The organism is uncultured Gordonia sp., from assembly GCF_937858515.1.
Classification (GTDB): Bacteria; Actinomycetota; Actinomycetes; order Mycobacteriales; family Mycobacteriaceae; genus Gordonia.
Window position 1 is genome coordinate 1 of record NZ_CALLZT010000141.1, and the last position, 15,369, is coordinate 15,369.

At 63.1% G+C, this 15,369-nt stretch carries 13 protein-coding genes; 10 read left to right on the top strand and 3 right to left on the bottom strand.

Features of this window, described 5'->3' with window-relative positions; all coding sequences use genetic code 11:
* The 7 genes from Q0627_RS12975 to Q0627_RS13005 form a co-directional block, all read left to right on the top strand.
* On the top strand, positions 1 to 231 hold a 231-nt coding region (locus tag Q0627_RS12975; RefSeq protein WP_298810406.1), incomplete at its 5' end, for a hypothetical protein.
* Positions 232 to 234: 3 nt separating this feature from the next.
* Positions 235 to 2,343, top strand: coding sequence for a transglycosylase family protein (locus tag Q0627_RS12980; protein WP_298810409.1), 2,109 nt, complete (start codon positions 235 to 237; stop codon positions 2,341 to 2,343).
* A gap of 209 nt (positions 2,344 to 2,552) precedes the next feature.
* Positions 2,553 to 2,891 carry a hypothetical protein gene (locus tag Q0627_RS12985; RefSeq protein ID WP_298810411.1) on the top strand — a complete coding sequence of 113 codons (339 nt, stop codon included), beginning with the start codon at positions 2,553 to 2,555 and terminating at the stop codon, positions 2,889 to 2,891.
* A gap of 78 nt (positions 2,892 to 2,969) precedes the next feature.
* Entirely contained in the window at positions 2,970 to 4,748 is a 1,779-nt protein-coding gene (locus tag Q0627_RS12990; RefSeq protein ID WP_213251090.1) for a type IV secretory system conjugative DNA transfer family protein, read from the top strand.
* 5 nt (positions 4,749 to 4,753) lie between these two features.
* A complete protein-coding gene (locus tag Q0627_RS12995; protein ID WP_213251087.1) occupies positions 4,754 to 5,212 on the top strand; it encodes a DUF4913 domain-containing protein in 459 nt (152 codons plus the stop codon).
* A 14-nt stretch (positions 5,213 to 5,226) separates the two neighbouring features.
* On the top strand, positions 5,227 to 6,465 hold the full coding sequence (locus Q0627_RS13000; RefSeq protein ID WP_298810423.1) for a hypothetical protein: 1,239 nt from the start codon (positions 5,227 to 5,229) through the stop codon (positions 6,463 to 6,465).
* Positions 6,455 to 6,931: a hypothetical protein gene (locus Q0627_RS13005; RefSeq protein ID WP_213251061.1), complete on the top strand. Its 477-nt coding sequence runs from the start codon at positions 6,455 to 6,457 to the stop codon at positions 6,929 to 6,931. The genes Q0627_RS13000 and Q0627_RS13005 overlap by 11 nt, the downstream gene beginning before the upstream one ends.
* A gap of 188 nt (positions 6,932 to 7,119) precedes the next feature.
* Here the strand turns inward: Q0627_RS13005 and Q0627_RS13010 are convergent, their stop codons facing one another.
* The 3 genes from Q0627_RS13010 to Q0627_RS13020 all read right to left on the bottom strand — a co-directional run bounded on the left by Q0627_RS13010 (position 7,120) and on the right by Q0627_RS13020 (position 9,035).
* Entirely contained in the window at positions 7,120 to 7,293 is a 174-nt protein-coding gene (locus Q0627_RS13010; RefSeq protein ID WP_213251034.1) for a hypothetical protein, read from the bottom strand.
* A gap of 450 nt (positions 7,294 to 7,743) precedes the next feature.
* On the bottom strand, positions 7,744 to 8,277 hold the full coding sequence (locus Q0627_RS13015; RefSeq protein WP_246222376.1) for a hypothetical protein: 534 nt from the start codon (positions 8,275 to 8,277) through the stop codon (positions 7,744 to 7,746).
* Positions 8,274 to 9,035, bottom strand: a complete 762-nt coding sequence (locus Q0627_RS13020) for a YfbU family protein (protein WP_213251031.1) — start codon at positions 9,033 to 9,035, stop codon at positions 8,274 to 8,276. Before Q0627_RS13020 ends, Q0627_RS13015 begins: the two co-directional genes overlap by 4 nt.
* A gap of 107 nt (positions 9,036 to 9,142) precedes the next feature.
* Here Q0627_RS13020 and Q0627_RS13025 point away from each other — a divergent pair, with 107 nt between their 5' ends.
* The 3 genes from Q0627_RS13025 to Q0627_RS13035 are packed head-to-tail and all read left to right on the top strand — an operon-like array spanning position 9,143 to position 15,359.
* Positions 9,143 to 11,119 (top strand): class I SAM-dependent DNA methyltransferase, encoded by a 1,977-nt coding sequence (locus Q0627_RS13025; RefSeq protein ID WP_298810435.1) that lies wholly within the window; start codon positions 9,143 to 9,145, stop codon positions 11,117 to 11,119.
* Complete coding sequence (locus tag Q0627_RS13030; RefSeq protein WP_298810437.1) at positions 11,116 to 12,366, top strand: hypothetical protein; 1,251 nt, start codon at positions 11,116 to 11,118, stop codon at positions 12,364 to 12,366. The genes Q0627_RS13025 and Q0627_RS13030 overlap by 4 nt, the downstream gene beginning before the upstream one ends.
* 2 nt (positions 12,367 to 12,368) lie before the next feature.
* A complete protein-coding gene (locus tag Q0627_RS13035; RefSeq protein WP_213251220.1) occupies positions 12,369 to 15,359 on the top strand; it encodes a type I restriction endonuclease subunit R in 2,991 nt (996 codons plus the stop codon).
* Positions 15,360 to 15,369: the final 10 nt, after the last annotated feature.

Genomic DNA, 15,369 nt, shown 5'->3' on the forward strand with positions numbered 1-15,369 from the left:
TGGCTCTTCATGGACGACAACCAGCGCGTCTACGCCAACCAGCTCGACGTCCCCCCGACCCCCGTAAAGACCGGGTGCCAGGCGGGGGTTCGGGCGGCCCCCCCCACCGACGCCCCCCGCCTGCTCGGCGCCGCCCTCGGTGATCTCGACGCCGCCGTGAAGCAAGTGCAGGCCTTCAAACAACTCAACGCTGAACTGATCGACGCCCTCGACGAGAACCGAAGTGGATAACCGATGGAATCGAAAGGGGCGGGTCTGGTTGGGCTGATCGTGCTGGTCGTCGCGATCCCAGTCCTGCTGATCGGGGCACTGGTCGGTAGCGGAACGATGGACTGCGAAGACACCACTGATACCTCAACCCAAGACAACGCTGGTGGCGGCCTCACGCCGGGTACCAAGAGTTGGCCGATGAAGAAGGGCACCTATCAGGTCACCTCGGGGTTCGGACCTCGCGGCGGCAGCATGCACCAGGGTGTCGACCTCGGTGCCCAAGCTGGGCAACCGGTGTACGCCGCGTTCGCCGGGGTCGTTGACAAGGCCGGCACTGCTAGCGGGTTCGGGCAGTGGATTGTGCTGGCCCACAACATCAACGGCAAACGAGTCGACACCGTGTACGGGCATATGTTCCCGCAGGACTTGCTGGTCAAAGTGGGGCAGAAGGTTGCCGCCGGTCAGCTGATCACCAAGGTCGGTTACAACGGCGAGGTATATCCGCCCGGACCGGGAGGGGCACACCTCCATTTCGAGGTCTGGCCCGGCGGTTGGGGGCAGCAGGCGATCGACCCTGTGCCGTGGCTGGCCGATGCAGTCGAACCCGGCAAGACCACCCCCGCACCCGCAACCCCCGACAAGACCGGGCCGTCCGACGACTCCGCACCGAACGTGGTGACAGTCGCGGACTGGAACAAGGTAGCCGAGTACGAGTCCGGCGGCGACTGGGCGATCAACACCGGAAACGGCTACTACGGCGGCCTCCAGTTCACCCCCAGCACATGGAAGGCGTTCGGCGGCCACAAGTACGCCCCGTCAGCCGACCAAGCCAGCCCCGCCGAACAGATGGAGGTCGCCAACACCACCCTGAAAACTCAGGGCTGGAACGCGTGGCAGTTGACCTCCCGCAAAGCCGGTGTCACCGGCAAGAAACCGGCCCCCGAGGGCACGTTCCTGCGGTCCACCTCAACCTCCGGTGACACCGATTCACCGGTCAAGCAACTTTCCGACACCCGCACCACCGGAACTGGTTCGGTCGGTGCGGTCACCGACGCCCAGGGTCGCCTGGATCTGTCCCAGCCGCTGTCGGCGAGTATCGGCACCGAAAAGAACCTGCAAACCAACGCTGTTCGGCTGGCTCGTGCTGTGGTGCAACGCTTCCCGGAAATCAAGTCCGTAGGAGGGTGGCGCGCTGACGGAGAACACGCACAGGACCATCCGCAGGGCCGGGCGATCGACTTCATGATGCCCCACGACGGGCGTACCGCCGCCGATGTCGCGTTGGGCGACCGGATTCTGGACTACGTCCAGACCAACGCATCGGTGTACGACGTCGCATACACCATCTGGCGGCAGACCTACACCCCCGCAGGTGGGGCCGGCCGCCCGATGGCTGACCGCGGATCCTGGAACGAGAACCACTACAACCACGTCCACGTCACCCTCACCGCATCGGCCCCGTACACCGGTGGCGACCTGGGCAGCGTCGAGGACCGCAGCCGCGGCGGCCGCGGCCAGTCCGGGCTCACCGAATGCGACAGCAGTACCGGCGGTAACGGTGCCCCGGTCAAACCAGGCACCATCCCGAAGGAGTGGGGGCGATGGTATAATGTCGCCGGCCAACTATGCCCGGCGAAGGGCGTGACCGCATCACTGCTGGCTGCACAAGGACACCAGGAGACCGGTGGATTCCAGCAGCGTGTCCAGTCCCCTGTAGGGGCGAAGGGACCGGGCCAGTTCATGGATGGGACGTGGGCGACGTGGGGCCGCGACTACGACGGTGACGGGCGGGTCGATGTGTGGTCGCTCGGAGATGCGATCGTCTCGCAAGGGCATTTCATGTGCTCGATCGCCGATCAGGTCGACGGCTGGATCAAGTCCGGCCAGATCGACCCGAGATCTGGACCGAACAAGGACCGCCGCGACCTGATCCTGGCCGGCTACAACGCCGGACCCGGTGCCCTGCAGCAGTACCGCGGATTCCCTCCATACGGCGAGACCATCCAGTACGCCCAGATCATCATCGCCAACGAACCCAAGTACCGGTCCTCAACGGGATCGGCTGAATCCTCCACCGAGTCGTCCGTTAAGCGGCCTGGCGACGTACGGGCGCAAGCAGAAGGAGAACGCTGATGACACGGACCACGCTGGGCATAGTCGCCGCGACGATAACCGCGGTGCTGGCACTCGCAGGTTGCGGATCATCACAGCAGCCTGAACATCAGAGCGGGGATGGCCACGATCACCATGTCTCCTTGCCGGCCGGTGACGGGCCAATACGCGGGGATAGCCCGGATGTGTCGGCGCGGGAAGCGTTGAGCCGCATGTACAGCTGGCAGCCGGTGACTGACATCGATACCCGCAGCGCGATCATCCGGGCCAAGCCGTGGATCGAGGACTCGCTGCATCGCAAACTGCTCACCGGCCGGGACTGGGTCCGTCTGCCCGGATCGTGGGCGCTGTGGCGGGAAGACAGAGCGATCGTCACCGCGCAGGTCGCGATCACCGCACGCCGCGACGAACCGATGGCGCAGAATGTCCAGCGCACCGCAATGGTCGCCCAGGTGGCGCAGTGGCCCGACGGGTCGACCACCGAATCGGCGGTGATGACCTACACCGTGACCCTGGCTCGCGGGGTCGACGACCGGTGGCGCCTGACCGAGATCGAAGTTTCCTCATGACCAAACACCCAGTCCCCGAGCATCTACCAGATCGACAACAAGGACCAGCTATGACGATCACGCCACGAAGGAGCCCTGATGCCGGCAACACAAGCAGGTAAGGCCAAACAACCCTCCAACACCTCCGAAACGATTCTGCTGGGTGTCGCGCTCGCCGTCGTGGTGTTCGTGTCGGTGCTGGTGTGGGCGGCGATGCGGCTGGCCGGTACCACCGACACCACCAATCCGTTGACCGCGTCACTCGGTGTGGTCGTGGGCCGCGAAGCATGGTCTTCGGCCGCAACCATGTGGCTGGTCCTGCTGGTCATCGCGGTGGCGCCGGCCGCCGGGGCTGGCCTGTGGTGGCGTCGCCGTCGAGGCGGTCAAGACGACACAGAACGTGTCGACAGTGCCCAAAAGCACCTCGGCAGCGGCAAGGCGATCAAGTCGCTGACCGAGAAAGCCACCATCGCTAAAGCCACCTCGCTCGGGGTCGACAAGTCCGATCTGCTGGCGCCGTTCACCCGCTGGAACGGGGTGGGTTTCGGCACCACCCTGGACAGGAAACCGCTGTACGGCTCATGGGAAGACATGTTTCTGATCATCATGGGACCACGGCAAGGCAAGTCCACCTCGATGATCATCCCGCAGATCTGCGAGGCGCCCGGCGCGGTGCTGGCAACCGAGAACAAACGCGGCAATCTCGATCACACCCGGCTGGTGCGTGAGTTCCGCGACAACGACGGCCGACCCACCCGGCAGGTGTGGGTGTTCGACCCGCAAGATGTCGCCAACGAACCAGCCTGGTGGTACTGGGACCCGTTGTCCTACGTCGTCGACGAAACGACCGCAGAGGAGTTGGCGCAGTTGTTCGCCGCTGGCGGCGTATCCGAATCCGACAAGAAGGATCCATACTTCGATCCCGAAGGCGAAAACCTACTCGCCACCCTGATTTTGGCGAGCGCGCTCAACGGTGAGCCGATCACCGCGGTCTATGAGCGGCTGACCAACCGGCGTAGCTGCCACGAATCTGTTCGTGTGCTGATCGAGCATGACTATCCGTTGATCGCAGCAGGCTTGGAGTCGGTTCTCGGGTACGCCGACAAACAGCAAGACGGGATCTTCGGGACAGCGATAAAGATGGCGCGGTGCCTACGAATACGACAGATACGGCAATGGGTCTCGTGTGCGGGACCTGGCGATGACCGCCCCACTCTTGACATCGCGCAGTACATCCGCAACAAGGAGACCCTGTACTGCTTGTCGAAGGAGGGCGTCGGGTCCGCCGGTCCGCTCGTGGCCGCGCTGACGATGGCAGTCACCAAGACCGCCGAGAAGATCGCGACCGCATCCCCCGGTGGCCGGCTGCCAGTGCCGATGCTGTGCGCCCTCGATGAAGCCGCGAACGTGGTGCGCTGGCCTGATCTTCCGAAGCTATACTCGCACTTCGGTTCCCGTGGAATCATCATCATGACGATCTTGCAGTCGTGGTCCCAGGGCATCGGGGTGTGGGGCGAGCGGAACATGAAGCTCCTCGAATCATCATCGAATGTCTACGTCTACGGCGGCAACGTCCGCGAAGCGGAGTATCTGCGCAATCTCGTCGAGCTGGCAGGGGAGTGGGAACACACCCAGGTCAACGTTTCCCGCGGCTCCGGTCAGGGTGGCGGCAACTCATCGGTGTCTCGCTCACGTGGCAAAGAGTCCATTTTCCACGCCTCCCAGCTCGCCGCGTGGCCGCTTGGGCGAGCGCTGGTGTTCTCGGCCGGGAACCCGCCGGTCATCGTCCGCACCGTGCCCTGGTTCACCAAGCCGTACTCCGACCTGATCGACCAGTCCTTCGCTGAATACTCGCCCGGACAACTGAAAGTGGGTTGACACCAATGAATTTCGATGATTTCCCCGAGTTCGACGAATCAGTGTTCGCCGACGACCTGACACCGTCAGACCCGACGGCCGACAGCGAGCAGGAACCGCAGCTGGAGTACCCGTCTGTGTACGACTACGTCGAAAAGCACCTGATCTACGTGTACCAACGCAAGATCGTCCGCAACAGCACCTACGTGTGGTGCCCGCAGTGGTGGCTGCACGCCGAAGCGGTATCGCGGCTCGAAGCGCTGTGGCGGGCATGGGAGTCGCTGCGCCAAGACCCCACGACCGGGATGAGCGTGTGGTGGCGCGATCACGCCGACCCCCACATGCATGTGCTCATGGACCCGAATAACGGGCCGTTCTGGTGCTGCTCGGTCGAGGGCGGCCACCACAGCAGCGGCGAACAGACACCCATCCCTGTCGAGATCATGCCCGACGCCGCGGTTCGCGCCGCGATGAGCGCCTACTAGGAGAGGAATCCCCCGTGGAACACGAACAGCACGACATCGAAACCAAAGAGCTGGAAAGCCTGATCGACAGGACCATCTCTGTCAGCGTCGGACAGACCGCGTCCGTGGTGGAAGCGTGGGCTCGCCGCAACGAACGCCTCGAACGGGCAAGGCAGGACCGGGGCGGGGCCACCGGGCAGACACCTCAGATCATCAACCAACCGGAGTCGCTGTACCGACGTCGTTCGGCATACGACAGTCTCGCCAACAAGGCCCGGCAGATCCAGGACCGGATCCGCACGCAACTCGCGAAGGATCAGCCTGCGCCTGAAGCCGACCGGCTGATGGCCTCACCCTGGCAAGAACTTCTGGGAACAGAAAGAGGCGAGCAGACCGCCGACCCCGTCCGGATGGACAACATAGATCCTGAGTTCGCCGATCCAACCAAGAACTGGCAGGTCCGCCCGCAGGTCACCGATCGGGTGCCCGATCACGGACCCACGCCCTTCGCGCCCGCCCCTGAACGTCCTCGTCCTCAGGTTGACAGCCAGGACCTCCAGGCGCCGGACGATGGCGTAGTCACCTCGGCATTGGGGTTGGCAGACAAGTACGCCGACCGCAACGTGCACGCCGCAGAGCTCGGCGACATCGTCGACAACTTCATGCGTGAGCATGACCTGGAAAAGAGACCAGGGCAGAGCTACAAAGGCAGCCTGACCCGAGTGGGACAGTTCTTCCGCAAGCATGCCGAACCCTCCACGATTCTCGACCAGCTGGCCGAATCCCACGCCAGCACAGAAGCCGATCCTGTGGGCGATGTGCTCGACCGCCAGATCAAGAACTGGGGACTGGATCCCGACGAGCTCCTCACCAAGCCGCGAGAAGAAGCACTAGCACTGATCACCGAGGGACGCTCTGCACTGAACGACAGTGCAGCACTGGAAGTCGCGGCAATCCGCGAACGCTTCGAGGGCAAAGGGTCAGCCGACCTGAGCAATGCCGATCGCACGGATGCGGACAGTCAGCGCGTCAGCTCACTGACCCGGCAAGCCAAGGCCGCTGACAACAGCCAGGCGCCGCCACGTGCCGAACGCATCGACCAGGCCGGCAGTTCACCAGCGGCCGACCCGGCCACCGTCGCAGTCGCCGGGCACCCCACCAACCCCCACAAAGCCACCACCACGAACGCCGGCCGCGGCACCCGCAGCAAGGCACGCGGCCACAGCAACCAGATGCAACGCGAACGACAGAAGGGCCAGAACCGTGGACGATAACCAGACACCCGTCGGCGAGGCGGCGATCCCGCAGCCAACAGCCATCGAGACCGCGCTCGCCGAGTACCGTGCGGCCGAACAGGCTGAACTCGCCGCCCGCCGGCGCGAACGCGAAGCGCGTATCGCCAAAGAAGCGGCCGCGGACGCCCGAGCAGTCGCTGAACGCCTCGAACTCGCCGAGCGTTACCTCGGCACTCCGATGTCGGCGGTCAAGGAGATCCTGCGCGTCCGCGCTGACCATCTGGCCTGGGAGGCGAAGATGATGTCCCAGATCACCGAGCACCTCAAAGCGATCCCTGCCCGAGACCGCAAGCGCCTGGACCCCAAGCTCCTGGCAGCCACATCGATCCCGCGACTGACCGAAGCTCGGCCATCGAAAGCCAGGAAAACACCACCGTCCAAGACCACGCCCAAGGCCACCTCCGCACAGGCGAGTGAGATGAGGCCGATCGATCGGTCTGCATGACCTCGACTGCTCACCCCAACGACTACATTCCGTCGGATGAGGTGAGCAGGGCCTTATCAAACAACCACTAAAGGCAGGGGACTGGGTCGGATGACCACTGGGTTCAGCGCTGGACTAAGCGGGAGAGGACGGGGGACTGCCTCACCGCCCGCTGTCCATGCCAGTGGGCGGTGAGGGCTACTACGCCGCTACGTGCCTGACTCGGGAGATTTCACCAGGTCGGCGGTCTGCTGCGCAATCAGCGCCGCGCCGGCAAACGCAAGCCACCAGGGCGGCGCTCCGATCGAGGTCACCACAACGGGCAGGACCAGGAATGGCATCGCCACAGGCGGTACCACTTTCGACAGAAACTTCAATTTCATCGGCGTGATCTCTCATGTAGACAGCAGGGACGTTGGCAGCTGACCGCCCAAATCAAGCCCCGCCTGCCTTTGACAGGTCCACCTAGCTAGGTAGTAAGGTGATCGTGCCGCGATAACTTAACTACCCAGCCTGGTCGGGACTCTCCCTTCCGGGATTTCGGTTTGCCTGCAACCAGCGATAATCATAGACCAAGTGTTCGATGTTTCTCGTGTACGAGAAAATCCCAGGTCAGAGGATTTTCGGAGTGCCAGGTCCCTCCTGGAAGCCAACACCGTCCTGCGGCTCACCCAGTCCGCCCCTCCGCAGCATCAAAGTCATGGCTGTGGTCCGCAGTATCAAGACATGGCTTCGGATTGTGGTGCGCTATGATGGAGTTGTCCTGGTGAAGAGCCAGGGAAGTGAGGCCGGGAGCCCGCACGTTTTGCGTGGTCGCCCGGCCTTTGCGCTGTCTATGGAATGTTGTGCACGGTCACGAGATGATCGACCAGTGTCTTGTATGTGCCTCCGGCGCCGTACGCCCATGCGACGAGATCAGCCGCCCAGAGCAGTTCGTGCGCGGTAGGCCGGTCGACGTCTGCGCGTACACGATCGAGCGCCCCGCGACGGGCCAGAACACCGGTCACCGCCGCGCGATCTTGCTTGTCCTGTGAGCAGGATTCGATGAGGATCCGGGTTGCACCCGCGTCCACCGCGAACTCGGCGAGTTCCTCAAGGCAGCGGGTCCGTACCTTCCGCTCGGTCGCCCCTGCCACCGATCCCACAAAGATGTGCGCTTCGGCGATCGGCTGTAGCCGAACGAACTCGCGCACCAGCTGGTCCCGGTTCCGCGTCTCGTCCTTCATATGCAACCGATTGCGGTTGTTCGGCTTCAAACTCCGCATCGCCTTACGGGACGCTGCGATATCGCCGCTGGCGACGACGGCCGCGCACAGCATGTAGTCGCGGCGACGGGATTCGTCGACGAAGATCTCCACAGTGCTCATCTGCGCGGCCTGTGCGATGGGTGAACGCGTGCTGCTGCGATCTGCTCCAGCTCCTGCATCGAGAGCAGGTAGTCGTCTTGGGACCCCCGGCCTCGACTGTCTTTGATCCGACGGTGTTCGGCGAGCATCCTCATGTACATGTCGAGCACCCGGTGGTGAGAGTTCCCCCGGTTGTTGCCATCGACCTGCGATCGCAGTTCGGCCCATCGGCCATCGGCCATCAGGAATCTGACGTATCCGGCCATGTGGCTTTCGAGTCCGTCGTTGAAGTCGAACCCCTTGAACTCCAGCTCCCGTTGCAGCTTTTCGCTGACCGAAACCCCTTGCTCCTCCAGCTTGTTAATGCTGAAGGTGATCACGCGGAACATGTCGAGTATGTCCATTACCCGCCCACAGTCACGCTTGGACAGCTCGGTGCGGAACCCGGCGACCTCTTGCCAATACTCACCGGTGAAACCGGATTCGAGCACTTCCGCACGTTCAAGCTGATAGGCCTTGTCCCCGTCGACATCGTTCGCGTCCTCGGGCAAGACGCTAGCGAGGATGCGGTGCAGCATCGAAAGCACCTGACGGTCGGCGAGCCGCATGGTGTCCGGCGCCGGCTGATCACCGTGATCGACATCCGCCTCGTACACCGGGACGATCGCCTCCATCAGCAGGTCACGAACATACTCGCTGACTGTGACCCCTCCGGCGTCCGCCAACTCCTTGAGCTGATCACGGACCCGATCATCGACGCGAATATTCAGGACCGCCATATCAACACCTCCCGACGTACGCTTGTAATACACAACTGTAGCATCGTCATACAAGAGGGCGGTCGGGAGATCGGGATACAGTCAGTTCACGCTCACGGAAGGACACCATGGCACCGGCTGGTTTCGACAACAAGGTCGCATTCGTCTGGAAGGTCGCCGACAAGCTGCGCGGCACCTTCAAGCAGCACGAGTACGGCTCGGTGATGCTCCCACTGCTGGTGCTGCGCCGCATGGACGCGGTCCTAGAACCCACACGCGAAGCGGTCATTGACCGAGCGGTAAGCACCGGCGCGTTGAAGGCTGATCGCAAGTCCGTAGGCAAGGCCGTTGATCAGGGCACCGACATGCTCCTCAAACGTACAGCGAAACAACGCTTCTACAGCCTCTCACCGCTCACGTTCACCAGCATGCTGCAGAACGACAAGGAACTGGCCGACCAGCTCGCCGGCTACATCCGCCGCCTGTCACCGGATGCGTACGCGGTGATGGAGGCCTACAACTTCGACGACAAGATCACCCGCATGGACCGGGCCGAGATCCTGTACCAGGTGCTCGCCGACTTCGCCGACCTGGATCTGCGGCCGAGCGTGGTCAGTAACGAGGCGATGGGCTACCTGTTCGAGGAACTGCTGCGCAAGTTCTCGGAAATGAGCAATGAAACCGCTGGTGAGCACTACACCCCGCGTGAGGTGATCGACCTGATGGTGCAGTTGCTGCTGTACGGCCGCACTCACGACGACCTGACCGAGAACCCGAAACCGGTGCGCACCGTCTACGATCCGGCCGCCGGCACCGGCGGCATGCTGATGGGCGCACTGCACGGCATCACCGCCGCCAACCCGAACGCCACGGTCAAGGTGTACGGGCAGGAACTCAACGACGAGACGTGGGCGATCGCGCAGTCGGACCTGATGATGCTCGACATCGCCCCCGACCAGATGGCTCCGGGCAACTCATTGACACAGGATGCCTTCCACGGCAAGGGCTTTGACCTGATTTTGGCGAACCCTCCGTACGGGGTCGATTGGAAGGGGTACGCCAAGCCGATCAAGGAGGAGAACGAGAAACAGGGCATGCACGGCCGGTTCGGTGCCGGCCTGCCGCGGGTATCGGACGGTTCGCTGCTGTTTCTGCAGCACATGCTCTCCAAGATGAAGCCCGGCGGTTCCCGGGTCGGGATCGTGCTGTCGGGGTCGCCGCTGTTCTCTGGTGCCGCAGCGTCCGGCGAGTCGGAGATCCGGCGCTGGATCTTGGAGAACGACTGGCTCGAAGGCATCGTGGCGTTGCCGGATCAGATGTTCTACAACACCGGCATCTCCACCTACGTGTGGATCCTGACCAACGACAAACCGGCCGACGCCCGCGGCGTGGTCCGCCTCATCGACGCCCGGAACCTCGGCACCAAGATGCGCAAATCCTTGGGTGATAAACGCAAAGAACTCACTCCCGACGCCATCGCGACGATCACCCAGCTGTACGGCGGCGCGCTCGACGAGTTCACCGACGACGCCAAGGTGAAGGTGCTGCCGCGCGAAGCGTTCGCGTTCCAGCGGATCACCGTCGAACGCCCCCTTCGCCGGCGTTGGGAGATCACCGCCGACGCGGTTGCCGAAGCGCCGTTCGACCAGTGCGCCCACCTTGTGGGGCAGAAGTTCGACACCGAGAAGGCATTGCTGGCGACGGTTCCTGACCTCGCACCCAAGGACAAGAAGACCTTCGCCAAGGCCTGCGCGGTCGCCGATCCCACGGCCCCGATCATCACCAAGCGCGGTGGTGCACCTGAACCAGATCCGGATCTACGGGACCAGGAGAACGTGCGCGTCCCCGACGGGTTTTTCGACCTCGACGACCAAGTGCGTGCCAAGGTGCTCCAGGAGGTTGCCGAAGTTCACCTGGCCGCCGAGATCCATCCGTATGTCTCTGACGCCTGGATCGACCACACCAAGACCAAGGTCGGTGTCGAAATTCCGTTCGCCCGGCAGTTCTATGTGTACCAGCCACCCCGTCCGGTCGACGAGATCGCCAGCGAGATCAAGCAGCTCGAAGATCGGATCCGAGATTGGATGCGGGGGTTAGACCTGTGAAAACCGTTCCGCTGCGGAGCCTCGCTGTGGTCTGGACCAGCAGCGTAGACAAACACACTGTGGAAGGTGAGATCCCGATTCGTCTGTGCAACTACACAGATGCGTACAAGAAAGATCGGGTTCACGCTGGTGACGATCTGATGAGAGCGACTGCGACGGCAGAGGAGATCAAACGGAATCGTCTGAAGGTGGGTGACAGTGTCTTCACTAAAGATTCGGAAGATCCCACTGACATTGGTATATCCGCATTTGTGGACGGAGAATCAGATGATTTTGTTTGTGGCTACCATCTCGCGATCGCCCGCCCAGCCGATGACGTTCACCCTCGCTTCCTAAACTGGGCGCTACGGTCGCGCCCAGTGCTGGACCACTTCGGCAACTCTGCGACGGGGATCTCCCGGTACGGAATCTCGATCGCAGACCTTCGTGCGACTCCGGTTCCAACTCCCAGCGACTACGGAGCGCAGCAGCAGATCGCGGACTTCCTCGACGACAGTGTTTCCCGGATCGACCGCATCATCGCCGCCCGCCGCGAGCAGCTGGAACTTGCGCACCTGGCCTTCGACTCGTGGTGGGAGAAGGAGACGGTCGAGCTGGCCTCCCGAGGTCGCGTCATCCCGCTCCGCCGAGTGCTCGACTCTATCGTGGACGGCCCATTTGGGTCCTCGTTGACATCTCAGCACTACACCGACTTCGGGACCCGTGTGGTTCGACTGGGGAACATCGGGATTGCAGACTTTCGTGACGATGATCGGGCATACATCGCCGATGAGTATGCGGACGTTCTGTCCGGTCACGCCGTCCGCGCAGGCGATCTGGTGATGGCGGGTCTTGGCGACGAGCGATGGCCTCTGGGTCGCTGCGCAGTCATGCCAGATATCGGTCCCGGCATTGTGAAGGCCGACTGCTATCGAATCCGACTGCGTCACGGAATCTCGCACGCGTACGCGGCGATTGCCCTGTCGAGCCCGTTCGCACGTAATCGAATTGGATTGCTTGCGCGAGGTGCAACACGAGCTCGCCTCAACACTGATGTTGCGAGGGAAGCGCCCTTGGTGTTGGTGCCACCACCGGACCAGGAGTCGTACGTTGCGCTGTGGCGGCGACACCGCGACGACTCGGCTAGAAATACGCGTGCACTGGAGCAATCCGTCGACCTTCTCGCCGAGTACAAGTCGTCCCTCATTACCGCGGCCGTCACTGGTGAGTTGGACGTGACGACGGCCAGCTCCAACATTCCGGGGTGATGATGAGCAATACGACGGAAGCGACGTTCGAGGCCAATATTGAGGCTCACTTGGCTAGCAACGGGTGGCAGGCGCTGTCTCCGCAGACTTTCGACCGTGAGCTGAGCGTGTTCCCTGACGAGGTGATCACCTACCTCCAGGAGTCCCAGCCGAAGGCGTGGAAGCAACTGGTCACCCGGCACGGCGGTGAGGCCACCGCGCGGGCGCGGTTCGTGAAGACCGTCGCTGACGCCATCGACCACCGCGGCACCATCAGCGTCCTGCGCGGCACCGTCAAGGACTCCGGGGTCACGGTGCGGATGTGCTGGTTCAAACCAGCCAACACACTCACTCCCGAACTCCTGGATCGGTACGCGAGCAACCGGCTCAGTGTGGTGCGGCAGTTACACCATTCCGAGTCCAATACCGCGGACTCGTTGGATCTGGTGTTGGTGGTCAACGGGATCCCGGTCGCCTCGGCCGAGTTGAAGAACCCGTTGACCGGGCAGAATATCGAGAACGCGATGGCCCAGTACCGGACCGACCGCAACCCGCACGACAAGATCTTCACCACACGGATGCTCGTGCATTTCGCCGTCGACCCGCACCGGGTGGCGATGACCACCCGACTGGCCGGGCAGGACACCCGGTTCCTGCCGTTCAACCAGGGCTCGGCCGGGCCCGGCCGCTCCGGGACCGCCGGCAACCCGACAGTAGGCGGCTACCAGAGCGCGTACCTGTGGGAACAGGTGTGGCAGCGCGACGCATGGCTCGAATTGCTCGGCAACTTCATCCACTCCGCCGCCGGCACCGTGTTGTTCCCGCGGTATCACCAGTGGCATGCGGTCCGCTCGATCCTGGCCGCGACCTACGCCGACGGTGCCGGTGTGGATCGGCTGATTCAGCATTCGGCCGGGTCGGGTAAGTCGAACACCATTGCGTGGTCGGCGCATTCGCTGTCCCGTCTCCATGATGCCGCCGATCAGCCGATTTTCGACAAGGTCATCGTCATCACCGACCGCCGGGTGCTCGATCGGCAGTTGCAGGAGACCGTCGCGGGCCTGGACCACACCCCGGGCACCATCGTGCGTGTCGACAAGCACTCCTCCCAGCTCAAAGAAGCATTGGAGGGGAACGCTGCCCGGATCATCATCACCACACTGCAGAAGTTCCCCGTCGTCGCCGCGTTCGCCGCGCAGGACGCCGCCGACGGGCAGGTGAAACAGATCGCAGGGAAGCGGTTCGCGGTGATCGTCGACGAGGCACACTCTTCAACCACCGGCGACTCGGTCAAACAGCTCAAGAAGGTCCTGGGCACCGGCACCGACGCGCTGGAGGCCGCCGAAGCGGTCGAAGCTGAAGCTGAGGCCGCCGAGCAGCCCGACGACGCACTGCTGGAAAGTGCCCGGCATCGGGGGAAGCAGAAGAACTTGTCGTTCTTCGCGTTCACCGCCACCCCGAAACCGAAAACCCTGGAAACGTTCGGGCAGATCGATTCGGACGGGGTCAAGCGACCGTTCCACACCTACTCGATGCGCCAGGCCATCGATGAAGGTTTCATCCTCGATGTGCTGGCGAACTACACCACCTACTCCACCTACTACAAGCTCGCCAACGCCCACACCCGCCACGACCCGGAACTGGATGCCTCGAAAGGTCGGTCGGCGCTGGCCCGGTTCGCGTCGCTGCACTCGTACATGCTCGATGCGAAGGCCGAAGTGATCGTTGAACACTTCCGGCAGAAAACCGCCGGCAAGATCGACGGCAACGCCAGGGCGATGGTCGTCACCCGCTCCCGGTTGCATGCGGTGCGCACCAAGCAGGCGATCGACAAGTACATCCAGTTCAAGGGCTATGACACCGGTGACAAGCCGTTGCGGGCATTGGTCGCGTTTTCCGGAACTGTGCCCGACCCGGATGCCCCGGAACTGGTGTTCACCGAACCGATGATGAACGGATTCCCGGAGTCACAGCTGCCCAAGGAGTTTCGGGAGAACTTTCAGGTGCTGGTGGTGGCCGAGAAGTATCAGACCGGGTTCGATGAGCCGTTGCTGCACACCATGTACGTCGACAAGAAGCTGCACGGGGTCAAGGCCGTTCAGACACTGTCGCGGCTCAACCGGATCTATCCGGGCAAGCAGGACACGTTCGTGCTCGACTTCGCCAACACCGCCGAGGAGATCGAGGCCTCGTTCGCCGACTTCTACGAACAGTCCCTGGCCCAGCCGACCGACCCGAACGTGCTGTACACGATGGAGCACGACCTGATGGCCGCCGGTGTGCTCGCCGTCGACGACATGTCCGCGGCGACCGTAGCTTTGCTGTCGGGGGATCCGAAGCAGCAGTCGGCGCTCTACGTCCACCTCGGGCCCGCATTGAGCCGGTTCGCCGGTCTGGACGAGGACGCGCAAGGCGAGTTCCGGACCGCCCTCACCCATTTCTGCCGCGCGTACGCGTTCATCGCGCAGGTGATGCCGTGGCCCGACCCTGACCTTGAGCGTCTGTTCCTGTACGGCAAGCTCCTGCTCACCGAACTGCCGGCGACCGAGAGTGATCCGATGCCGCAGCTGAGCAAATCAGTGCAGCTCACACATCTTCGGCTGTCGGTGCAGTCCGAAGGCGCCATCGCACTGGAGGCCACCGACGAACCCGGCATCGCACTCCCGGGCGAGGGGAAGGGCTCGGCTACCGAGCCGGTACTGGACAAGCTATCGGCGCTCATTGATCTGATGAACTCCAAGTACGGTTCCGATCTCGGTGACGCTGACAAGATCTGGGTCGACCAGCAGCGGGCCGTCATCCTGGAAGACGACGACATGCAGGCCGTCGCCCTCCACAACGACCGCAGCCAGTACGAACTCGTGCTCGAGGAGAAGATCAAAGAGTTCCTTCTCGAACGGCACGAGAAGAACGGCGAACTGTTCGACCTGTTCTTCGCCAACCCCGCCTTCCAGCAAATGCTCCTGGGATACCTGGGCGGAACGTACGACGACTTCCGCCGGACAGGCACGTAACGGGCTCGAC